Source organism: Acidovorax sp. 100, from assembly GCF_003688355.1.
Taxonomy (GTDB): domain Bacteria; phylum Pseudomonadota; class Gammaproteobacteria; order Burkholderiales; family Burkholderiaceae_C; genus Acidovorax; species Acidovorax delafieldii.
On sequence record NZ_REFD01000001.1, the window covers coordinates 1,247,887 to 1,266,681 of the forward strand.

The following is an 18,795-nucleotide window of genomic DNA, read 5'->3' on the forward strand; positions in this document are numbered from 1 at the left end:
TCGGCCGGGCAGCCCGTGGCAGCGCGGCCTTCAGCAATCAAGCAACCCACCTTTTCCTAGGAGCAATGATGAACACCATCCACGTTGATGTGGTCAGTGCCGAAGAGTCCATCTTCTCCGGTGAAGCGCGTTTTGTCGCTCTGCCAGGCGAAGCTGGCGAACTGGGCATCTACCCCCGCCACACCCCGCTGATCACCCGCATCAAGCCGGGCTCGGTGCGCATCGAAATGGCTGACGGTGGCGAAGAGTTCGTTTTCGTGGCCGGTGGCATTCTGGAAGTGCAACCCAACTGCGTGACCGTGCTGTCCGACACCGCCATCCGTGGCAAGGACCTGGACGACGAGAAGGCCAACGCAGCCAAGTCTGCAGCCGAAGAAGCGCTCAAGAACGCCAAGAGCGACATCGATCTGGCCAAGGCTCAGTCCGAGCTGGCTGTTATGGCAGCCCAGATTGCGGCACTGCGCAAGTTCCGCCAGAAGAAGTAAGCTTTAGCGAGCACTCCTGTGCGGCAAAAAACCCGGCAATGCCGGGTTTTTTTATTTCTGCGCCGTGTGTATGCCCTCCAGCATTGGCCTTGCCATGATGCATACGCTCCCCCAGCCGTGGATTGCCATGAGTTCCGTTTGATGTGGATGGTCGGTGACTTTTAGCGCTGCTCCGACACGAAACGGCTGCCCGCCAGACTAAAAAAAGGCCGGGGCCCCTCACAGGGCCCCGGCCTTTTACATTGGCAATTTTCACAAAGCCCTCATGCGGTCCGCATGGGGCCTTCGCAATTACATCGCGTTGCCGATTTCGCCAGAAGAGATCTGGCCGGTGCGCAGGGCTTCAGCAGCCTGGGCACGCACGGCAGCACGGTCAGCCGTGGACTTGTAGGTCACCACACGCGAACCAGCGGGCTCGATCGAGCGGGTCTGGGCCACGGTAGCAGCTTCTGCAGCCACTTCAGCACGGGTGCGGTTGGTTTCGAACTTGGTGGCGAACTGCGAAGCATCGGCTTCATCAGCGTGGGCACCAAAAGCGGCAAAAGCGGCGACAGCAGCAACGGACAGGAAACGGACAGACTTGTTCATGGTGAAACTCCGGAAAATTCTAAAAAGAGGACTTGGGTACTGAGAGATACGGCACAACCAGGGCGGCAGATTCAGCCGCCCCTGGTGAATCAGCCGCGCTCACCCGAAGAAATCTGGCCGGTACGCACTGCTTCAGCAGCCTGTGCACGCACTGCAGCACGGTCAGCCGTGGACTTGTAAGTCACCACACGCGAACCAGCGGGCTCGATCGAGCGGGTCTGGGCCACGGTAGCGGCTTCGGCAGCCACTTCAGCGCGGGTGCGGTTGGTTTCAAACTTGGTGGCGAACTGCGAAGCATCGGCTTCGTCAGCCTGGGCACCAAAAGAAGCGAAAGCGGCGACAGCGGCGATAGACAGGAAACGTGCGGTGTTGTTCATGATGAAAAATCCTTGAAGTTAAAGAAGCGGCTCAAAAAACCGGAACAAAGCGCCAAAAACAAAGAAAGCTGCTTGGGACCGGGTTCGGTGAGTCGCCTTGCGGGTTCGGCTCATCGATGGGATGAACTGTACGCCGGTGGGGTGCAGAGAAAAACCACCGGGTCGCGAACTAACTGTTCCAGTATTGGAAACAATGAAGGTGGGATGAGGACAAGTCCGTTGGCTTGGGGCACTGGTTCGGCCGGAGATAGGTACCTACTGATGGATAACCCGGGTACATATTCAGGACGGTGGCAGAGTGCAGAGCTGCAGAGCTGCAGAGCTGCAGATCTGCAGAGCTGTAGAGCCGAAGGCGTGTGACGGGCGCACCTGCGCAGAGTCAGCGGGTTAGCTCAGCGATGTGGCCTGCAGGGGCTCGATGTGGGGTGTTCAATTCGATGCCCATGGAAAGCAGTTTGCGGCTGAACTGAATGTACCGTCAGGCTGAGCCGCAGCCCGCCCATACACACAATGGCCGCCCTCTGGGCGCTCTGATGCGTGTCGCCTTGTAGATGCTCGGGATGGCCGCCAGCCGGTATTCAGCGCAGGAGCGGCGCGTCGGGTAGCTCGTTGACGGAGGGCGAATCAGTGGCGCGCGGAAAGTGCTCCACCAGCAGGGCGCCTACCGCGCCCACAGCCTGCGCCAGGCCTTCTTCGTAGTGGCCTTGCTGAAACTGGGCCGACATCTTCGTCGCCATCTCCTGCCATGCGGTGGGTGGGACATGCCGTGCCAGGCCCCGGTCGGCAACGATCTCGAACGCATGTTCCGGCATCAGCAGGTAGATCAGCACGCCGTTGTTGTGTTCGGTGTCCCACACGCGGTGTTTGCTGAACAGCATCAGCGCGCGTTCGCGTGCATTGGCGTGACGGCGCAGGTAGCTCCAGGGGAGCCCCGCTTCCGCCACGATGCGAATCTGCCCGGTGTGCTGCCGCTCGCTGGCAGCGACCTGCGCGCCGAGGCGCTGCAGTGCTTGCAACGGGATGGCGGATCGGCCGAAGGCGTCGTGCCAGCGATGGTGGACGAGCCTCCAGATGGAACGCCATAGCGTGTGCGTTGGTTGCGCGCTGTTCTCAACACCCATCACCAGTCCCCCGATGCACCGCCGCCACCAAAATCGCCCCCACCGCCGGAACTGAAGCCGCCGCTGTCACTGCTGCTGCTGCTGAATCCGCCCGAGCTGCCGCTGCTCCAGCCCCCGGAACCTCCGCCGCCATGCCCCAGGCTGATGGGGCCGCTGCTGCCGCCAAAAAGCCAGGTGTAGAGCAGCGCAATGATGCCCGCGCCCACCGACAGCAGCAGGCTGGAGGTGAACACAAACGCCAGGGCGCCTACGCCGCCTCCTACCGCCAGTCCGCCCAGCGCAGCCCCCAGGAGGCTGCGAGCCAACGGGCCGGCCACCATGACGCCAAAGAACAGGAAGATGGCAAAGTCCGTCCAGTCGAACAGGCCATGACTGCTGCCCCCAGCGGCAGGGGCGGACCTCTCAGCCGGGGCGGGCAGGGCTTCGCCCGCAATGCGCGCGCCGATCTGTGTGACCGCAGCGCTCAGGCCGCCGGCAAAGTCGCCTTGCTGAAAGCGGGGCTTCATCGCGCCGTCGATGATGCGTGCTGCTGCGATGTCGGGGATGGCACCTTCTAAAGACTTGGCAACCTCGATGCGCATCTTGCGGTCGTTCTTGGCCACCAGCACCAGCACACCATCACCCACGTCGCGGCGCCCGATCTTCCACTGGTTGCCGACGCGGTTGGCATAGGCGGCGATGTCTTCTGGTGCGGTGGTGGGCACCATCAGCACCACGATCTGCGAGCCGCGCGACTTTTCGAGGGCGACGAGCTGGCCCTCGAGCGCCTGGATGTCATTGGCGCTGAGCGTGCCGGTCTGATCAATGACGTGGCCGGTCAGCGGGGGCACAGCCAGCGGCTGCGATTGGGCCCAGCCAAAGATAGGCCATGCAGCTATAAAAAATATAGCTATCAGGGCATATCGAATAGGCGCTAGCAGCATATTCAGCTCACATCAGGCCCTGCAAGGGGTATTCAGGGCTTGGCCTTGGATGCGGAGAAGTCCACCGTGGGCGGCACGGAAATCTGCGCCTCGTTGGCCACGGTAAAGCTGGGCTTGGGGGCGTAGCTGAAGGCCATGGCCGTGAGGTTGGTGGGGAAGCTGCGGGCCAGCACGTTGTACTCCTGCACGGTCTGGATGTAGCGGTTGCGGGCCACGGTGATGCGGTTTTCGGTGCCTTCCAGCGTCACCCGCAGGTCGCGAAAGCCCTGGTTGGCCTGCAAGGTGGGGTAGCGCTCGGACACAACCATCAGGCGCGACAGGGCGCTGGACAACTCTCCCTGGGCCTGCTGGAACTTGCTGAAAGCCTCGGGGTTGCTCAGCGTCTCGGGCGTGACCTGGATGGCCGTGGCCTTGGCGCGGGCCTCGACCACCTTGGTCAGCGTCTCCTGTTCAAAGTTGGCCTCGCCCTTCACGGTGGCGACGATGTTGGGCACCAGGTCGGCACGGCGCTGGTACTGGTTGAGCACTTCGCTCCAGGCGGCCTTCGATTGCTCATCCAGGCGCTGGAAGTCGTTGTAGCCGCAGCCGCTCAGCGTGAGCGTGGCGGCGAGCAAGGTGAGGAGGGCAAGTAGACGTTGGATCATCATGATGGTGGAGTCCGCCGATGGAGAAATGGGATGACTGTGCCAGAAACCGGAGGGCGCCAGTCCGCAAATTGGTCGCAGACCAGCGATGGTGGGCCCCCGCCCGAGCGCGTACAAAATCGGTGGGCAGCCAGGCATTGCACCGCCGCCGCACAATAGCAGGCTGGCGTTGCACCTGTCACGCCGTTCCGACCCACTTACCACCAGAATTAACATGCCCCGCGCCCGATCAAAAGCAGCCACCCTGGGTGGCTCTTCGGATGAAACCGAAACCGCGTTTTATGAGGCGCTGCAGCGCGGTGACATCGAGCTGCTGATGTCGTGCTGGGCGGACGACGACGAGATTGTCTGTGTGCACCCGGGCGGACCGCGACTGCTGGGGCCCGCCGCCATCCGTGCGGCGTTCGAGGCCATGTTCTCCCATGGCACGGTGCGTGCCCGGCCGGCGCAGGTGCACCGCGTGGTGGCGCTGTCGAGTGCCGTGCACAGCGTGGTCGAGCAGGTCGAGGTGATGCTGCCTGACGGCCTGCACCAGGCCGTGGTCATGGCCACCAACGTGTACCACAAGACCCCCGAAGGCTGGCGCATGGTGGCCCACCACGCCAGCCCGGGCGTGGCGCCCGACGCCCAGGTGGATGTGCTGGCGCAGCGCCCCGTTCTGCATTGAGAGGCCCCTGCGTGAGGATTTTGGGCCAAATTGCCTGTATGCGCCGACAACATATGCCTTGATAGCTATGAAATACATAGCGCCTCGCTGGCTCCCCGGTGGCCAGTTGCAAACGATCTGGCCCGCGCTGTACGCACGCCGTGTGTTCGGCCCGCGTCCCGAGTACCGCCGTGAGCGCTGGGACACCCCCGACGGCGATTTTGTCGATGTGGACTTTCTCCAGGACGGTGTGGTGGCTGACGCGCCCAGGCCGCTGCTGGTGGTGTTCCACGGGCTGGAGGGCTCATCACGCAGCCATTACTGCGAAGCCTTTGCCGACCTGGCCCGCGAGCGCGGCTGGGCCTGCGCGCTGCCGCACTTTCGCGGCTGCAGCGGGGAGATCAACCGTGCCCCGCGCGCCTACCACTCGGGCGACCATGCGGAGATCGGCTGGATGCTGCAGCAGCTGCGTGTGCACCACCAGGGGCCGCTGATGGCGGTAGGGGTGTCACTGGGCGGCAACGCCCTGCTGCGCTGGGCCGCCGAAGTGGGCACTGACGCTGCGCGCAGCGCGGATGCGGTGGCGGCCGTGTGCTCGCCCATCGACCTGGCGGCGGGCGGCCATGCCATTGGGCGCGGCTTCAACCGGCTGGTGTACACGCGCATGTTCATGCGTACCCTGGTGCCGAAGGCGCTGCAGAAGCTGGCCCAGCACCCGGGGCTGTTTGACCGGCAGGCGCTGCTGGCCGCGCGGGACCTGTACGCGTTCGACCACGTGTTCACCGCGCCGGTCCACGGGTTTCGCAACACCGAGGACTACTGGCTGCGCGCGTCGGCCAAGCCGCTGCTGCATCGCATCCGTATTCCGGCGCTGGTGGTGAACGCGCGCAATGACCCCTTTGTGCCCGCTGGCAGCCTGCCGGGCGTGCGCGAGGTGGGACGCCATGTGACGCTCTGGCAGCCGCCGCATGGCGGGCATGTGGGGTTCCCGCGCGGCTTGCCACCGGGGCATGTGCGCGCCATGCCCGACGCCGTGGGAGGGTGGCTGGCCGAGCACAGTGGCGCGCTGGCGCTGCACGGCGCACAATCCGTCCATGGATGACATCGTCAAACAGGCACTGGCCAAATGGCCCAACGTGCCCGACTGCTATGGCTGGCTGGGCCTGGATGCGCGCGGCCACTGGTATCTGCGCGACGACGCGGTGCAGGCAGCGGGTACGTTTCCGCACAGCAAAGGGTCGTTGCTGCAGCACGACAAGCTCATCGCGTTCATAGCCCGCAACTACGAGCATGACGACCAGGGTCAGTGGTTCTTTCAGAACGGCCCCCAGCGCGTGTATGTCGAGCTGGAGGCCACTCCCTGGGTGTGGCGTCTGCAGCCGCAAGACCTGCGCGCCATCAGCCATACGGGCCGGGAGGCGTCGGTTCGCCACTGCCTGCTGGACGAGCAGGGCCGTGTGTACCTGGAGACAGACCTGGGCCTGGGGCTGGTGCACACGCTGGATGTGGCACTGGCTGCAGAGGCAGTGACTGACGGACGCTGGACGCCGCAGGACGTACAGGCGCAGGACCTTCCGGCACGCTACGGGTATGTCTGCAGCCCGCGCGCCTGGCCGCAAGCTGGCGCGTCGCGGCTAACCTGAAGCTCCACCCCACCGCCTTCAACCCGGAGTTGCAGGCACTCAGAGCGGCTCACCACGGCACTGGATAACCTGCAAGACGAAAAAAAGCCGGTCGCAAGGACCGGCTTTCTGGGTGAGGGTTCTACCCCGCCCGTGCAGGGTAAGGCGCTGCCTTACTTGGCGGCGGCTGTCATGAACTCCACCGCGGCGCGCAGATCGGCGTCAGAGGCTTGGGAGCCGCCACGCGGAGGCATGGCGCCCTTGCCCTTGGCGACACTGGTGTACAGCGCGTCGATGCCTGCGGGCAGGCGAGCGGCCCAGGCGGCCTTGTCACCAAACTTGGGAGCACCGGCCACACCGGCAGCGTGGCACACCTGGCAAGCCTGCTTGTACAGAGCCTCGCCAGCGCCTGCTGCGGCGGCTGCAGGTGCGGCAGCTACCGCTACAGCGGGCGCAGCAGCTGCAGGGGCTGCTGCGGGTGCTGGTGCAGGAGCGGCGGCTGGTGCTGCGTCTGCCTGAGCGGCTGGGGCAGGGGCTGCGGGAGCAGCAGGTTCGGCAAACTTGGCCCCACCCGCATTGGCCATGTAGGCCACAGCGCGAGCGATTTCGGTGTCGTTGAAGTCGCCGCCACCTTGGGGGGCCATGGCGCCCTTGCCCTTCAGGGCCGACTGCACCAGGGCTTCAAACCCGGTGCCAATGCGCGCAGCCCAGGCAGCGGCATCACCAAACTTGGGGGCACCCGCAGCGCCGGAAGCATGGCAGGCGGAGCACTGGGCCTTGAATACTTCTTCGCCGCTCTTGAGGGGGCGGTTGGCGTCGCGCACTTCGACCATGCCGATCTTCTGGATGCGTTCGGCGATGGCCTTTTCGGGGTTGACGGCACCGGCAGCGGGCTTGTCCGCCGACGTCACATACAGGACCAAGCCAATGATGGCAAAGATCGGAATCACAAACGAGAAAAGTACCGCGACCAGCAACTGCTTGGGGTTCTTGATCGGGCCGGTATGGGCTTCTTCGTGGTGGTTGTCGCTCATGTCGTCCTCAGGTGTATCGGGGGCTTCGGTGTAATCAACCTTAAATTATATCTGCGGGGATGGTTATTCCCATCCCCGCTGGATGCAGACAACCACGGGTTTGCCCCAGAGCGAGCGTAGCGCCCCAGGGGCTGCGCTCGCTCCCGCGCAGGGCGTCAGGAGGGGAGTTGGGCGCTGGTGTCGGGCGCTCCACCCCCCAGTGCCTTGTACAGCGACACCTGGTTTTGCAGTTGCGCCAGCCGCACCTGCACCACTGCCTGCTGGGCCGTGAACAGCGAGCGTTGTGCGTCCAGCAGGTCCAGATAGCTGGCCACGCCGTTGCGGTAGCGCAGGTCGGCCAGCTGCAGGCGCGCGGCCTCTGCCTGGGCCTGCTGTTGCTGGGCCTGGGCCTGTTCGCCCAGCGTGGCTTGCCCCGCCAGTGCATCCGATACCTCGCGGAACGCGGTCTGGATGGCTTTTTCGTACTGCGCCACGGCAATCTCCCGGCCGACCCGGGCGCTGTCCAGGTTGGCCTGGTTGCGGCCCGCGTCAAAAATGGGCAGCAGCAGGGACGGCGCGATGGTGAAGCCCCAGGAGCCATTCTTGAACAGGCCGGACAGCTCGCCGCTAGCTGTACCTGCCTGCGCCGTCAGGGAGATGCGCGGGAAAAACGCGGCCCGCGCAGCGCCGATGTTGGCGTTGGCGCCAATCAGTTGCTGCTCCGCCTGGCGGATGTCCGGCCGGCGGGTGAGCAGCTCCGACGGCACGCCGGCAGGCAACGGTGCCATCGCAGGCGCGTCGGCCAGCTTGCCACCGGCCAAACTGGCGCGCACGTCCTGAGGCAGTGCTTGGCCCAGCAGCAGGACCAGCGCGTTTTCGTCGAGCGCGCGCTGGCGCTGTTGCTGTGCTAGCGTGGCGCGCGCCGCCTGGGTGAGCGACTCTGCCTGGCGGAAGTCGAGCTCGGAGGCCACGCCCGCGTCCAGGCGCATCTTGGTCAGGCGCACAGATTCCTCGCGCGAGGCGAGAGTCTGGCGCGACAGGTCCAGCAGCTCCTCGTCGGCCAGCAACGTCAGCCAGCCATTGGCCACCGCCGCCACCAGGCTCACCTGGGCGGCGTTGCGGCCTTCTTCGGTGGCGAGATATTGGGCGAGCGCCTGTTCCTTGAGGCTGGCAATGCGGCCAAAGAAGTCGATCTCCCACGCAGATACGGCCAGGCCCACGCTGAACGAGTTGGTCAGGTTGCCGGTGCCCGCAGCGGGCGCCCGGCTGGCATTGGCCGCCAGGCCCACACCCGGGTACAGGTCGGCACGGCGCACCTGGTAGGTGGCCCGGGCCTGCTCGATGTTGAGCATGGCCACCCGCAGGTCGCGGTTGTTGGCCAGCGCAATGTCGATGAGCTGTTGCAGGCGTGGCTCTGCAAAGTAGTTCTGCCAGGGCACGGTGGCGCCCGGCTGAACCGCTGCGCCGTCAGTTGTCGCTGCGGCGCCGGTGTAAGTGGCAGGGACGGGAGGCTGAGGACGCTCGTAAGTCGGAATGAACGAGCAGCCCGCCAGCAACGCCGCCGCTGCGGCCGCTGCCAGCGCCAGGGGGGGGCGGCGGTGATTAGTCATGGGTTCCAACTCCTGCTTCTTCTGCATGGCGGCGGTTCATTTCCTGCTGGCGTGCGCTGCCCTTGAACAGGCTGCGCACCACCACAAAGAACACGGGCACAAAGAACACGGCCAGGGCGGTGCCGGTGACCATGCCACCCAGCACGCCGGTGCCGATGGCCCGCTGGCTGGCAGAGCCGGCGCCCGACGCAATCACCAGTGGCAGCACACCCAGGCCGAACGCCATCGAGGTCATCACGATGGGGCGGAACCGCAGGTGTGCAGCGGCCAGCGCCGACTCGATCACGCCCTTGCCTTGGGCCTGCAGGTCCTTAGCGAACTCGATGATCAGGATGGCGTTTTTCGCCGACAGGCCAATGATGGTGATCAGGCCCACCTGGAAGTACACGTCATTGGCATAGCCACGCAGCAACGTGGCCAGCAGCACGCCCAGCACGCCCAGGGGCACCACCAGGATCACGGCCAGCGGGATCGACCAGCTCTCGTACAGCGCGGCCAGGCACAGGAACACCGCCAGGATGGCAAAGCTGTACAGGATGAGCGACTGCGAGCCTGCGAGCTTTTCTTCGCGCGACTGGCCGGTCCATTCAAAGCCAAAGCCTTGGGGCAGTTGGCCAGCGAGCTTCTCCATCTCGGCCATCGCAGCCCCCGTGCTGTAGCCCGGTGCGGGCGAGCCGGAGATGCGCATGGCGGGGTAGCCGTTGTAGCGCACGGTTTGCTGCGCGCCTGTCACCCAGCGCGTGGTTGCGAACGCCGACAGCGGCACCGGTTTGCCCTGGCTGTTGGTGGCATTGATCTGCAGCAGATCGTCAGGCTGCATGCGCGCTGGCGCATCGGCTTGCACCACCACCCGCTGCAGGCGGCCCTGGTTGGGGAAGTCGTTCACATAGCTGGAACCCAGCGCTGTGGAGAGCGCAGAGTTGATGGCGTCGAAGGGCACGCCCAGCGCGTTGGCCTTGTCACGGTCAATGTCGATTTGCAGCTGCGGCGCATCTTCCAGACCATCGGGGCGCAACTGCGTCAGCACCTTGCTCTGCGATGCCATGCCCAGCAACTGGTTGCGTGCTTTCACCAAAGCTTCGTGCCCTGCGCCGCCCCGGTCTTGCAGGCGGAACGTGAAGCCGCTGGCGTTGCCCAGCTCAGGAATGGGTGGTGGGCTCAACGGAAAGATGAACGCATCGCGAATGCCCATCAGCGCACCGAAGGCCCGGTTGGCCACGTCCTGCGCCGACTGGCCTGGGCCATGGCGTTCACTCCAGTCCTTGAGCGTCACAAACGCGAGGGCCGCGTTCTGCCCCTGGCCGGAGAAGCTGAAGCCCAGCACGCCCACCATGCTCTGCACTTCGGGCTGCTTCAAGATGAAGCCTTCGACCTGCTCCATCACAGCCAGCGTACGCTCTTGCGTGGCGCCGGGTGGCAACTGCACGTTGACGATGATGTTGCCCTGGTCCTCGCTGGGCAGGAACGATGTGGGCAGGCGCATGTAGACCACCGCCACGGCGCCGATGATGGCGGCGTAGATCACCAAGTAGCGCGCAGCGCGACGGAGGATGCGCGCCACAAAACCTTCGTAGCCCTTGGCAGTGCGCGAAAAGCCGCGATTGAACCAGCCAAAGAAGCCGGTCTTCTCGTGGTGATGTCCGGCCTCTACGGGCTTGAGCAGGGTGGCGCACAGCGCCGGCGTGAGCGACAGTGCCATGAAGGCGGAGAAGCCAATGGAGGCCACCATCACCGCCGAGAACTGGCGGTAGATGTTGCCGGTGGAGCCTGCAAAAAAGGCTAGCGGCACGAACACCGAGATCAGCACCACCGTCACGCCAATGATGGCGCCCGAGATCTGGCGCATGGCTTTGCGGGTGGCCTCCACTGGAGACAGGCCTTCTTCGCTCATGATGCGCTCGACGTTCTCCACGACCACGATGGCATCGTCCACCACGATACCGATCACCAGCACCATGCCGAACATGGTGAGCACGTTGATCGAGAAGCCCAGCGCGAGCAGCGTGGCGAACGTGCCCAGCAGCGCAATCGGCACCACGATGGTCGGGATGATGGTGTAGCGCCAGTTTTGCAGGAACACGAACATCACCAGGAACACCAGCACCACGGCCTCGACCAGGGTTTCTGCGACCTGCTTGATGGAGATGTCCACGAAGCGCGAGCTGTCGTAAGGAATGCTCCAGCTCATGCCTTCGGGGAAGTAGCGCGAGAGTTCATCCATCTTGGCGCGCACATCCTTGGCTGCCTCCAGCGCATTGCCGCTGGGCGACAGCTGAACGCCGATGCCCACGGCGGGCTTGCCGTTCAGGCGCGCAGCGGTGGCGTAGGCCTGGCCGCCCAGTTCCACACGCGCCACATCCTTGATGCGCACGGTGGAACCATCGGTGTTCGCACGCAGCACGATGTTGCCGAACTGCTCGACGCTGGACAGCTGCCCGTTGACAACCACAGTGGCGGCAATGCCCTGGCCCGCAACATTGGGCAGGTCGCCAATGGTGCCGCTGGCCACCTGCGCGTTCTGGGCGCGGATGGCAGCGGTGATCTCGGCGGCTGACAGGTTGTAGCTCAGCATCTTGGCCGGGTCGATCCAGATACGCATCGCCCGCTCGGTGCCGAACAGTTGCGCCTGACCAATGCCCTTGAGGCGTTGCAGTTCGGGCACCACGTTGCGCGAGGCATAGTCGCCCAGGGCCACGGTGTCTGTGGCCGGGTTGGTGGACGACAGCATGGTGAACAGCAGGAAGTTGGAGCGCGATTTGTCCACGCGTACGCCCTGCTGCGTCACGGCAGACGGCAGACGCGGCGAGGCGCGCGAGAGCCGGTTCTGCACGTCCACCTGTGCCAGGTCGGCATTGGTGCCAGGCTGGAAGCTCAGCGTGATGCTGCCGGAACCATCGGCTTGCGCCACCGACTCCATGTAGATCAGCCCTGGGGATCCGTTCATCTCGCGCTCGATCACCGACAGCACGCTGTCTTCGAGGGTCTGCGCTGACGCGCCGGGGTAGGCCGCGTTGATGACGATGGACGGTGGCGCCACCGGCGGGTACTGGGCAATAGGTAGCTGCGTGATGGCTACGCCGCCCATCACCATGATGAACAGCGCAATCACCCACGCAAAAATGGGGCGGTCAATGAAAAATTTGGCCATGCTGGATTGCCCCTTATGGCTTGGATGCGGCCGAAGCAGGTGCGGCCGGCGCCTCTGCGGAGGTGGGCGCGGAGGCGGTCGCCGCTGCCGGCGCAGGCGTGCCTGGCGCTTGCCATGGGACGGGCTTTACCGGGGTTCCGGGAGGCAGCATCTGCAGCTTCTGGAACCCGTCCACCATCACTTTTTCTCCCGCCTTCAGCCCGTCCAGCACCACCCAGCGGTTGTTCTGCGCGGCACTGATCTTGACGGTGCGTTGGGACACCTTGCCGTCCTCGCCAACCACGCTGACCGTGTCGCCCTGCTGGGTCCGCGTGACAGCCTGCTGGGGCAGGGTGATGGCGTTGCTGGCCTGTGCCTGTTCTATCCGCACGCGCAGGTACAGGCCGGGCAGCAGTTCGCCCTTGGGGTTGGGCACTTCGGCGCGCAGGGTGACCTGGCCGGTGGTGGAGTCCACCGACAAATCTGTGAACAGCAGCTTGCCGGCTTGTGCGTATTCAGAGCCATCGCTGAGCACCAGCTTGACGCTGGCCCCCTGTCCGCCGCCCGCGCGCTTGAATTGCCCGCTTTCCATGGCACGGCGCAGCTGGAACACGTCCGCGGCCGATTGGGTGAAATTCACGTACACCGGGTCGATTTGCTGCACCACGGCCAAGGCGGTCACTTCGCCCTGGCCCACCAGGGCGCCTTCCGTGACCAGTGCGCGACCGATGCGGCCAGAGATGGGAGCGGTCACGCTGGCGTAGCTGAGGTTGATGTCGGCGGTGCGCACTGCGGCCTTGGCGGCCGCCACGTCGGCCTGGGCTTGTTTTTCGGCCGCTTCGGCGTTCACAAAGTCCTGCTTGCTGATGGCATTGGCTGCAACCAGGGGGCGATAGCGCTCAGCTTGTGCGCTGGCCTGTGCCAGATTGGCCTGGGCCTTGGCGAGGCTGGCGCGCGCGCTCTCTGCCGCTGCGGCGTAGGGAGCGGGATCAATGCGGAACAGCACTTGTCCGGCCTTGACGTCGCTACCTTCCTTGAACACGCGCTGCTGAAGGATGCCGGCGGCCCGTGCGCGCACTTGGGCCACCCGAGACGCCTCCACGCGGCCAGGCAGTTCTGTGATCAGCCCCACGTCGCCGGGCGTGGCGGTAACGACTCCCACTTCGACCGGGGGCGGCTTGGGACCGCCTGCCCCGGCGGCCTGTCCATCGGCCTTGCCACAGGCGGACACAAGCAGTACCGCTGCGCTGATGGCAGCCAGCGAAAGCACTCGTCGGGTGGTGGTGGCACGCAAGTAAGGGGTGCCGGATGCGTCACGCAGTTGAGGCATGAGAGTCCTTTGGTGGGCGTCAAAAAAAGGGATCTGGAAAAAAGTGGGAGGTCTAGAGCGCTTCGCTCAATGCCCCGACAGTTTGATCAGAAATTATACATACAGACATGAATGTATAATTGTTGACTGCTGCAGATGCCCCTAGGCAGTCGTAGGGGTTTTGGAGACTCAACAGGATGTTTGACTATGGCGCGCCGGACAAAAGAAGATGCAATCGCAACCCGCAACGGGTTGATCGATGCGGCTGAGTTGGTGTTTCGGGAAAAAGGGGTGTCCCGCGCATCGCTGAGTGATATTGCCCAGGCTGCGGGAGCCACGCGTGGTGCGATCTACTGGCACTTCAAGGACAAGGTGGACCTGTTTAGCGCCATGATGGACCGTGTCACGCTGCCGCTGGAGCAGGGTTTTGCCAGTTTTGAAGACAGCACTTGCGCTGATCCTGTGCAACGCCTTCGGGCGGTGATGGCGCTGGTGCTGCGCAGTGTGGCCTCGGACGAGCACACCCGAAGGGTTTTCGAGATTGCGCTGTACAAGGTGGAATACGTGAACGAGCTGATGGGGCTGCGCGAGCGCCATGTGGCTGCCTCCGAAGGGTTTACGCAGCAGCTGGCGCGCGACTTTGCGCTGGCTGCTGAGTCGCAAGGGGTGGTGCTGTCGATGTCGGCGATGGGCGCGGCCATCAGCCTGCATGCCCTTTTTGATGGGCTGATCCGCAACTGGATTCTGAATGATGGTGGCTTTGATCTCATTGGCGTAGGTGGCGCCAGCACCGACGCATTTTTGCGTGGTGTGGGGTTGTCGCTGGTCGGTACGAAAGTGCCTGCTGCATCCTGTGGGGGCTGAGCGCCAGGGCTTTGTTTGTTTGGATGCTTGCCGCGTGCAATAATCAAAGGCTGCGTCAATCAGAGGTATGCGGCTGTAGCTCAGTGGATAGAGTATTGGCCTCCGAAGCCAAGGGTCGTGGGTTCGATCCCCGCCAGCCGCACCAACGGTACATGCAGCAGCGAGCGCTTACAGCGTTTGTGAAGAGCGTCAAATGCGTTTAATTTCTGAATGCGTAAAAATTTGGTGCTATAATTCGAAATTCTCCGGAGGGGTGCCCGAGTGGCTAAAGGGGGCAGACTGTAAATCTGTTGGCTTACGCCTACACTGGTTCGAATCCAGTCCCCTCCACCAGTGAGTGAGCAGTGTTGAGAGTGTTGCTTGGCCGTGCAAGATGGGGTCAAGTTCGCAAAGGCCGGTGGTCTGCGCGGGAGTAGTTCAATGGTAGAACCCTAGCCTTCCAAGCTAATGACGCGGGTTCGATTCCCGTCTCCCGCTCCATTGTTCACTGCGTTGGCTTGTTGAGTAGAGATTTTTGGTGTTGTGCGAGCGGCGCCAATTGCCCATGTGGCTCAGTGGTAGAGCACTCCCTTGGTAAGGGAGAGGTCGCGGGTCCGATTCCCGCCATGGGCACCATTTTCTGGTGCGTCCGGTTCTGGTTGCGCCGAGATCCTGTTGTGTTGATGTAGATTTTTTTCGGAGTCGGAAAAATGGCAAAAGGAAAATTCGAGCGGACCAAGCCTCACGTGAACGTGGGCACGATCGGTCACGTGGACCATGGCAAGACGACGCTGACGGCAGCCATCGCTACCGTGCTGTCCGCCAAGTTCGGCGGCGAAGCCAAGGCCTACGACCAGATCGACGCTGCGCCCGAAGAAAAGGCCCGCGGTATCACGATCAACACCGCCCACGTGGAATACGAAACGGCCAACCGCCACTACGCTCACGTGGACTGCCCCGGCCACGCCGACTATGTGAAGAACATGATCACCGGTGCTGCCCAGATGGACGGCGCTATCCTGGTCTGCTCCGCTGCTGACGGCCCAATGCCCCAGACCCGCGAGCACATCCTGCTGGCTCGCCAAGTGGGCGTGCCTTACATCATCGTGTTCCTGAACAAGTGCGACATGGTGGACGACGAAGAACTGCTGGAACTCGTCGAAATGGAAGTGCGCGAACTCCTGGACAAGTACGACTTTCCAGGCGACGACACCCCCATCATCCGTGGCTCCGCCAAGCTCGCCCTGGAAGGCGACAAGGGCAAGCTGGGTGAAGAAGCCATCATGAAGCTGGCCGAAGCCCTGGACACCTACATCCCCACGCCAGAGCGCGCTGTGGACGGCGCCTTCCTGATGCCTGTGGAAGACGTGTTCTCCATCTCCGGTCGCGGCACCGTGGTGACCGGTCGCGTGGAACGCGGCATCATCAAGGTCGGCGAAGAAATCGAAATCGTGGGTATCCGCGACACGCAAAAGACCACCTGCACCGGCGTGGAAATGTTCCGCAAGCTGCTGGACCAAGGCCAAGCTGGCGACAACGTCGGCCTGCTGCTGCGCGGTACCAAGCGCGAAGACGTGGAGCGTGGCCAAGTGCTGTGCAAGCCCGGCTCGATCAAGCCCCACACCCACTTCACGGCTGAGGTGTATGTGTTGAGCAAGGACGAAGGCGGTCGCCACACTCCTTTCTTCAACAACTACCGTCCCCAGTTCTACTTCCGCACGACCGACGTGACTGGCGCCATCGAGCTGCCAGCCGACAAGGAAATGGTCATGCCTGGTGACAACGTGTCGATCACTGTGAAGCTGATCAACCCCATCGCCATGGAAGAAGGTCTGCGCTTCGCTATCCGCGAAGGCGGCCGTACCGTGGGCGCTGGCGTCGTGGCCAAGATCATTGCTTAATCAAGCAAGATATACAGGGGTATAGCTCAATTGGCAGAGCGTCGGTCTCCAAAACCGAAGGTTGTAGGTTCGATTCCTACTGCCCCTGCCACTTGAATGTGGCCCCCAACAAGCCCGCCAGACCCTGGCGGGCTTCGGTGTCTTAAGTGATGCCGTGACTAGGAAGCAGGAAATACTCAAAGATGGCCACTTCACAGGTTGAAACTGTCAATACAGGCGCAGACAAGGCCAAGCTCGCAGTGGTAGTGGCGTTGGTCATTGCCTCCGTTGCGGGCTTTTATTTGTTGAGCAAGCAAGGCGCTGTCGTGCAGTGGGCGGCATTGATCGTCGGGCTGGTTGCGGCTGCGGCGGTGTTTTTGGTGTCGGAATCTGGGCGTCAATTCGTCGCGTTTGCCAAAGACGCATGGCGCGAAGTGAAAAAGGTAGTCTGGCCCACGCGCAAGGAAACCTTGCAGATGACGGCCTATGTGTTCGCCTTCGTAGTCATCATGGCGCTTTTTCTGTGGTTCACGGACAAGACTCTAGAGTGGGTCTTGTACGACTTGATTTTGGGTTGGAGAAAGTCATGACGACCGCTGCGGAAATCACGGGAGCACAAGCTCCTGCAGGCGCTTCTGCCTCGGCCAATCCAGACCTGCGCTGGTACATCGTCCATGCCTATTCGGGCATGGAAAAAGCGGTCGAACGCAACATTCAGGAGCGCATCGGCCGCTCTGGCATGCAAGACAAATTTGGTCGGATCTTGGTGCCGACCGAAGAAGTCGTGGAAATGAAGAACGGCCAGCGCAAGACGACGGAGCGTCGCTTGTTCCCTGGCTATGTGTTCGTTGAGATGGTGATGGATGACGACACCTGGCACTTGGTGAAGCACACCAACAAGGTCACGGGTTTCGTGGGCGGCGCCAAGAACAGGCCTGCCCCCATCTCGGAAGACGAAGTGCAAAAGATCGTCAGCCAGATGCAGGAAGGCACCGACAAACCACGCCACAAGATCGAGTTCATGGTGGGCGAGTTGGTGCGCGTCAAGGAAGGTCCTTTCACGGACTTCAACGGCTCTGTCGAGGAAGTCAATTACGAAAAGAGTCGCGTGCGCGTCTCTGTGATGATTTTCGGTCGCTCGACCCCTGTGGAGTTGGAGTTCGGGCAGGTCGAAAAGACATAAATCTGTCGATCACAAGCCTGACTGCCTCGGCAGTCAGGGCAATGATTTTGGACGCCGCACTTTTCGGCTCGGTGCGGACGTCGTCACGGTGAGTCGTTAACCCGGGGAGCTGGTGGTTGCATGGTGCAACACAAGCGTTATGACCCGTCAGGAGTAAAGCATGGCGAAAAAAATCGTCGGTTTTATCAAGCTGCAAGTTCCAGCTGGTAAGGCCAATCCATCCCCACCGATCGGCCCAGCACTGGGTCAACGTGGCCTCAACATCATGGAGTTCTGCAAGGCATTCAATGCGCAGACCCAAGGTGTGGAGCCAGGTCTGCCACTGCCCGTGGTCATCACGGCGTTCGCAGACAAGAGCTTTACCTTCATCATCAAGACGCCGCCTGCGACGACTCTGATCAAGAAGGCTATCAAGCTCGAAAAGGGTTCTTCTAATGCCCTGAAGACTAAGGTTGGCAAGATCACGCGCGAACAGCTCGAAGAGATCGCCAAGACCAAGATGAAGGACATGAACGCCGCTAACGTTGACGCTGCTGTCCGTACGCTGGCTGGTTCCGCACGCTCGATGGGCGTGACGGTGGAGGGTTTGTAAATGGCCAAGTTGACGAAAAAGCAAAAGGCCCTGCAGGGCAAGGTTGACAGCACCAAGCTGTACGCTTTTGCAGACGCAGTGGCGCTCGTGAAAGAAGCTGCAACGGCCAAGTTCGATGAATCCATCGACGTGGCAGTGCAACTGGGCATCGATGCCAAGAAGTCGGACCAAGTGGTGCGTGGCGCCGTGGTGCTGCCCAATGGCACTGGCAAGACGACCCGTGTCGCTGTGTTTGCACAAGGCGCCAAAGCGGAAGAAGCCAAGGCTGCGGGTGCTGACATCGTTGGCATGGACGACCTGGCTGCCATGGTCAAGGCTGGTGACATGCCTTTCGACGTGGTGATTGCTGCCCCCGACGCTATGCGCGTTGTGGGTACGCTGGGCCAGATTCTGGGCCCTCGTGGTCTGATGCCTAACCCCAAGGTTGGCACCGTGACTCCTGATGTTGCCACGGCTGTGAAGAACGCCAAGGCTGGTCAGGTGCAATTCCGCGTAGACAAGGCCGGTATCGTGCACAGCACCATTGGCCGCCGTTCGTTCGACAACGAAAAGCTGCAAGGCAACCTGGCTGCGCTGATCGATGCACTGAACAAGGCCAAGCCAGCTTCGAGCAAGGGTCTGTACCTGCGCAAGGTCGCTGTGTCCTCCACGATGGGCGTTGGCGTCCGCGTGGATACGCAATCCATCGCAGCGTAATTGCGATTGAAATCTTCGGGCCTTTTTCAAAGGGCCTGATGTGGTGGGCTGTGGGTGGTGCAATACCTGCCTGCAGGCCATCCAAGACCGTTGGTGTGTGGCTCGCCGCACTTAATCCCCTTGCGGGGCCAACGCA

At 62.9% G+C, this 18,795-nt stretch carries 19 protein-coding genes and 5 tRNA genes; 15 read left to right on the top strand and 9 right to left on the bottom strand.

Going from position 1 to position 18,795, the window contains the following annotated elements:
• The first annotated feature begins 68 nt into the window (after positions 1 to 68).
• Positions 69 to 485, top strand: a complete 417-nt coding sequence (locus C8C96_RS05890) for a F0F1 ATP synthase subunit epsilon (RefSeq protein ID WP_015012216.1) — start codon at positions 69 to 71, stop codon at positions 483 to 485.
• Between the two features lie 291 nt (positions 486 to 776).
• On the opposite strand, the gene C8C96_RS05895 is transcribed toward C8C96_RS05890, so the two are convergent.
• The 5 genes from C8C96_RS05895 to C8C96_RS05915 all read right to left on the bottom strand — a co-directional run bounded on the left by C8C96_RS05895 (position 777) and on the right by C8C96_RS05915 (position 4,138).
• A complete protein-coding gene (locus C8C96_RS05895) occupies positions 777 to 1,073 on the bottom strand; it encodes a hypothetical protein (protein ID WP_056062211.1) in 297 nt (98 codons plus the stop codon).
• A gap of 89 nt (positions 1,074 to 1,162) precedes the next feature.
• Positions 1,163 to 1,450 carry a hypothetical protein gene (locus C8C96_RS05900; protein ID WP_056746105.1) on the bottom strand — a complete coding sequence of 96 codons (288 nt, stop codon included), beginning with the start codon at positions 1,448 to 1,450 and terminating at the stop codon, positions 1,163 to 1,165.
• Positions 1,451 to 2,028: 578 nt separating this feature from the next.
• Positions 2,029 to 2,466: a TPM domain-containing protein gene (locus C8C96_RS05905; protein WP_370107350.1), complete on the bottom strand. Its 438-nt coding sequence runs from the start codon at positions 2,464 to 2,466 to the stop codon at positions 2,029 to 2,031.
• Positions 2,467 to 2,570: 104 nt separating this feature from the next.
• Positions 2,571 to 3,494, bottom strand: a complete 924-nt coding sequence (locus tag C8C96_RS05910) for a YgcG family protein (protein ID WP_121941742.1) — start codon at positions 3,492 to 3,494, stop codon at positions 2,571 to 2,573.
• Positions 3,495 to 3,526: 32 nt separating this feature from the next.
• A complete protein-coding gene (locus C8C96_RS05915; RefSeq protein ID WP_121943896.1) occupies positions 3,527 to 4,138 on the bottom strand; it encodes a LemA family protein in 612 nt (203 codons plus the stop codon).
• A gap of 214 nt (positions 4,139 to 4,352) precedes the next feature.
• Between C8C96_RS05915 and C8C96_RS05920 the strand changes: the two genes are divergently transcribed.
• The 3 genes from C8C96_RS05920 (at position 4,353) to C8C96_RS05930 (ending at position 6,427) form a co-directional block, all read left to right on the top strand.
• Positions 4,353 to 4,805 carry a nuclear transport factor 2 family protein gene (locus C8C96_RS05920; RefSeq protein ID WP_056059073.1) on the top strand — a complete coding sequence of 151 codons (453 nt, stop codon included), beginning with the start codon at positions 4,353 to 4,355 and terminating at the stop codon, positions 4,803 to 4,805.
• Positions 4,806 to 4,872: 67 nt separating this feature from the next.
• On the top strand, positions 4,873 to 5,886 hold the full coding sequence (locus C8C96_RS05925; protein ID WP_121941743.1) for a YheT family hydrolase: 1,014 nt from the start codon (positions 4,873 to 4,875) through the stop codon (positions 5,884 to 5,886).
• Positions 5,879 to 6,427 (top strand): DUF2946 family protein, encoded by a 549-nt coding sequence (locus C8C96_RS05930; protein ID WP_121941744.1) that lies wholly within the window; start codon positions 5,879 to 5,881, stop codon positions 6,425 to 6,427. The genes C8C96_RS05925 and C8C96_RS05930 overlap by 8 nt, the downstream gene beginning before the upstream one ends.
• A 152-nt stretch (positions 6,428 to 6,579) precedes the next feature.
• Here the strand turns inward: C8C96_RS05930 and C8C96_RS05935 are convergent, their stop codons facing one another.
• The 4 genes from C8C96_RS05935 to C8C96_RS05950 all read right to left on the bottom strand — a co-directional run bounded on the left by C8C96_RS05935 (position 6,580) and on the right by C8C96_RS05950 (position 13,486).
• Positions 6,580 to 7,440 carry a cytochrome c5 family protein gene (locus C8C96_RS05935; RefSeq protein ID WP_121941745.1) on the bottom strand — a complete coding sequence of 287 codons (861 nt, stop codon included), beginning with the start codon at positions 7,438 to 7,440 and terminating at the stop codon, positions 6,580 to 6,582.
• Positions 7,441 to 7,595: 155 nt separating this feature from the next.
• Entirely contained in the window at positions 7,596 to 9,029 is a 1,434-nt protein-coding gene (locus tag C8C96_RS05940) for an efflux transporter outer membrane subunit (RefSeq protein WP_121943897.1), read from the bottom strand.
• Positions 9,022 to 12,177, bottom strand: a complete 3,156-nt coding sequence (locus C8C96_RS05945) for an efflux RND transporter permease subunit (protein WP_121941746.1) — start codon at positions 12,175 to 12,177, stop codon at positions 9,022 to 9,024. Before C8C96_RS05945 ends, C8C96_RS05940 begins: the two co-directional genes overlap by 8 nt.
• 13 nt (positions 12,178 to 12,190) lie before the next feature.
• Positions 12,191 to 13,486: an efflux RND transporter periplasmic adaptor subunit gene (locus C8C96_RS05950; RefSeq protein WP_121941747.1), complete on the bottom strand. Its 1,296-nt coding sequence runs from the start codon at positions 13,484 to 13,486 to the stop codon at positions 12,191 to 12,193.
• Between the two features lie 186 nt (positions 13,487 to 13,672).
• Here C8C96_RS05950 and C8C96_RS05955 point away from each other — a divergent pair, with 186 nt between their 5' ends.
• From C8C96_RS05955 to rplA, 11 genes are all read left to right on the top strand, one after another.
• Positions 13,673 to 14,329: a TetR family transcriptional regulator gene (locus tag C8C96_RS05955; RefSeq protein WP_121941748.1), complete on the top strand. Its 657-nt coding sequence runs from the start codon at positions 13,673 to 13,675 to the stop codon at positions 14,327 to 14,329.
• A gap of 69 nt (positions 14,330 to 14,398) precedes the next feature.
• Positions 14,399 to 14,474 (top strand) — tRNA-Arg (locus C8C96_RS05960).
• Positions 14,475 to 14,576: 102 nt separating this feature from the next.
• Positions 14,577 to 14,662 (top strand) — tRNA-Tyr (locus C8C96_RS05965).
• A 73-nt stretch (positions 14,663 to 14,735) separates the two neighbouring features.
• A tRNA-Gly gene (locus C8C96_RS05970) sits at positions 14,736 to 14,809 on the top strand.
• A gap of 60 nt (positions 14,810 to 14,869) precedes the next feature.
• Positions 14,870 to 14,944, top strand: a tRNA-Thr gene (locus C8C96_RS05975).
• A gap of 74 nt (positions 14,945 to 15,018) precedes the next feature.
• Positions 15,019 to 16,209, top strand: a complete 1,191-nt coding sequence (gene tuf, locus C8C96_RS05980) for an elongation factor Tu (RefSeq protein WP_099731469.1) — start codon at positions 15,019 to 15,021, stop codon at positions 16,207 to 16,209.
• 15 nt (positions 16,210 to 16,224) lie between these two features.
• Positions 16,225 to 16,300 (top strand) — tRNA-Trp (locus C8C96_RS05985).
• 91 nt (positions 16,301 to 16,391) lie between these two features.
• Entirely contained in the window at positions 16,392 to 16,778 is a 387-nt protein-coding gene (gene secE, locus C8C96_RS05990) for a preprotein translocase subunit SecE (protein WP_121941749.1), read from the top strand.
• Complete coding sequence (nusG, locus tag C8C96_RS05995) at positions 16,775 to 17,371, top strand: transcription termination/antitermination protein NusG (RefSeq protein ID WP_015012231.1); 597 nt, start codon at positions 16,775 to 16,777, stop codon at positions 17,369 to 17,371. The genes secE and nusG overlap by 4 nt, the downstream gene beginning before the upstream one ends.
• 160 nt (positions 17,372 to 17,531) lie before the next feature.
• Entirely contained in the window at positions 17,532 to 17,963 is a 432-nt protein-coding gene (rplK, locus tag C8C96_RS06000; protein ID WP_008907082.1) for a 50S ribosomal protein L11, read from the top strand.
• Positions 17,964 to 18,659, top strand: a complete 696-nt coding sequence (gene rplA, locus C8C96_RS06005; RefSeq protein WP_056059944.1) for a 50S ribosomal protein L1 — start codon at positions 17,964 to 17,966, stop codon at positions 18,657 to 18,659.
• Positions 18,660 to 18,795 lie beyond the last annotated feature (136 nt).

Excerpts from the sequence above, each read along its gene's own strand:
- C8C96_RS05890 (WP_015012216.1), top strand. The coding sequence starts at position 69 with ATGAACACCATCCACGTTGATGTGGTCAGTGCCGAAGAGTCCATCTTC.
- C8C96_RS05895 (WP_056062211.1), bottom strand. The coding sequence starts at position 1,073 with ATGAACAAGTCTGTCCGTTTCCTGTCCGTTGCTGCTGTCGCCGCTTTT.
- C8C96_RS05900 (WP_056746105.1), bottom strand. The coding sequence starts at position 1,450 with ATGAACAACACCGCACGTTTCCTGTCTATCGCCGCTGTCGCCGCTTTC.
- C8C96_RS05910 (WP_121941742.1), bottom strand. The coding sequence starts at position 3,494 with ATGCTGCTAGCGCCTATTCGATATGCCCTGATAGCTATATTTTTTATA.
- C8C96_RS05915 (WP_121943896.1), bottom strand. The coding sequence starts at position 4,138 with ATGATCCAACGTCTACTTGCCCTCCTCACCTTGCTCGCCGCCACGCTC.
- C8C96_RS05920 (WP_056059073.1), top strand. The coding sequence starts at position 4,353 with ATGCCCCGCGCCCGATCAAAAGCAGCCACCCTGGGTGGCTCTTCGGAT.
- C8C96_RS05925 (WP_121941743.1), top strand. The coding sequence starts at position 4,873 with ATGAAATACATAGCGCCTCGCTGGCTCCCCGGTGGCCAGTTGCAAACG.
- C8C96_RS05930 (WP_121941744.1), top strand. The coding sequence starts at position 5,879 with ATGGATGACATCGTCAAACAGGCACTGGCCAAATGGCCCAACGTGCCC.
- C8C96_RS05935 (WP_121941745.1), bottom strand. The coding sequence starts at position 7,440 with ATGAGCGACAACCACCACGAAGAAGCCCATACCGGCCCGATCAAGAAC.
- C8C96_RS05940 (WP_121943897.1), bottom strand. The coding sequence starts at position 9,029 with ATGACTAATCACCGCCGCCCCCCCCTGGCGCTGGCAGCGGCCGCAGCG.
- C8C96_RS05945 (WP_121941746.1), bottom strand. The coding sequence starts at position 12,177 with ATGGCCAAATTTTTCATTGACCGCCCCATTTTTGCGTGGGTGATTGCG.
- C8C96_RS05950 (WP_121941747.1), bottom strand. The coding sequence starts at position 13,486 with ATGCCTCAACTGCGTGACGCATCCGGCACCCCTTACTTGCGTGCCACC.
- C8C96_RS05955 (WP_121941748.1), top strand. The coding sequence starts at position 13,673 with ATGGCGCGCCGGACAAAAGAAGATGCAATCGCAACCCGCAACGGGTTG.
- tuf (WP_099731469.1), top strand. The coding sequence starts at position 15,019 with ATGGCAAAAGGAAAATTCGAGCGGACCAAGCCTCACGTGAACGTGGGC.
- secE (WP_121941749.1), top strand. The coding sequence starts at position 16,392 with ATGGCCACTTCACAGGTTGAAACTGTCAATACAGGCGCAGACAAGGCC.
- nusG (WP_015012231.1), top strand. The coding sequence starts at position 16,775 with ATGACGACCGCTGCGGAAATCACGGGAGCACAAGCTCCTGCAGGCGCT.
- rplK (WP_008907082.1), top strand. The coding sequence starts at position 17,532 with ATGGCGAAAAAAATCGTCGGTTTTATCAAGCTGCAAGTTCCAGCTGGT.
- rplA (WP_056059944.1), top strand. The coding sequence starts at position 17,964 with ATGGCCAAGTTGACGAAAAAGCAAAAGGCCCTGCAGGGCAAGGTTGAC.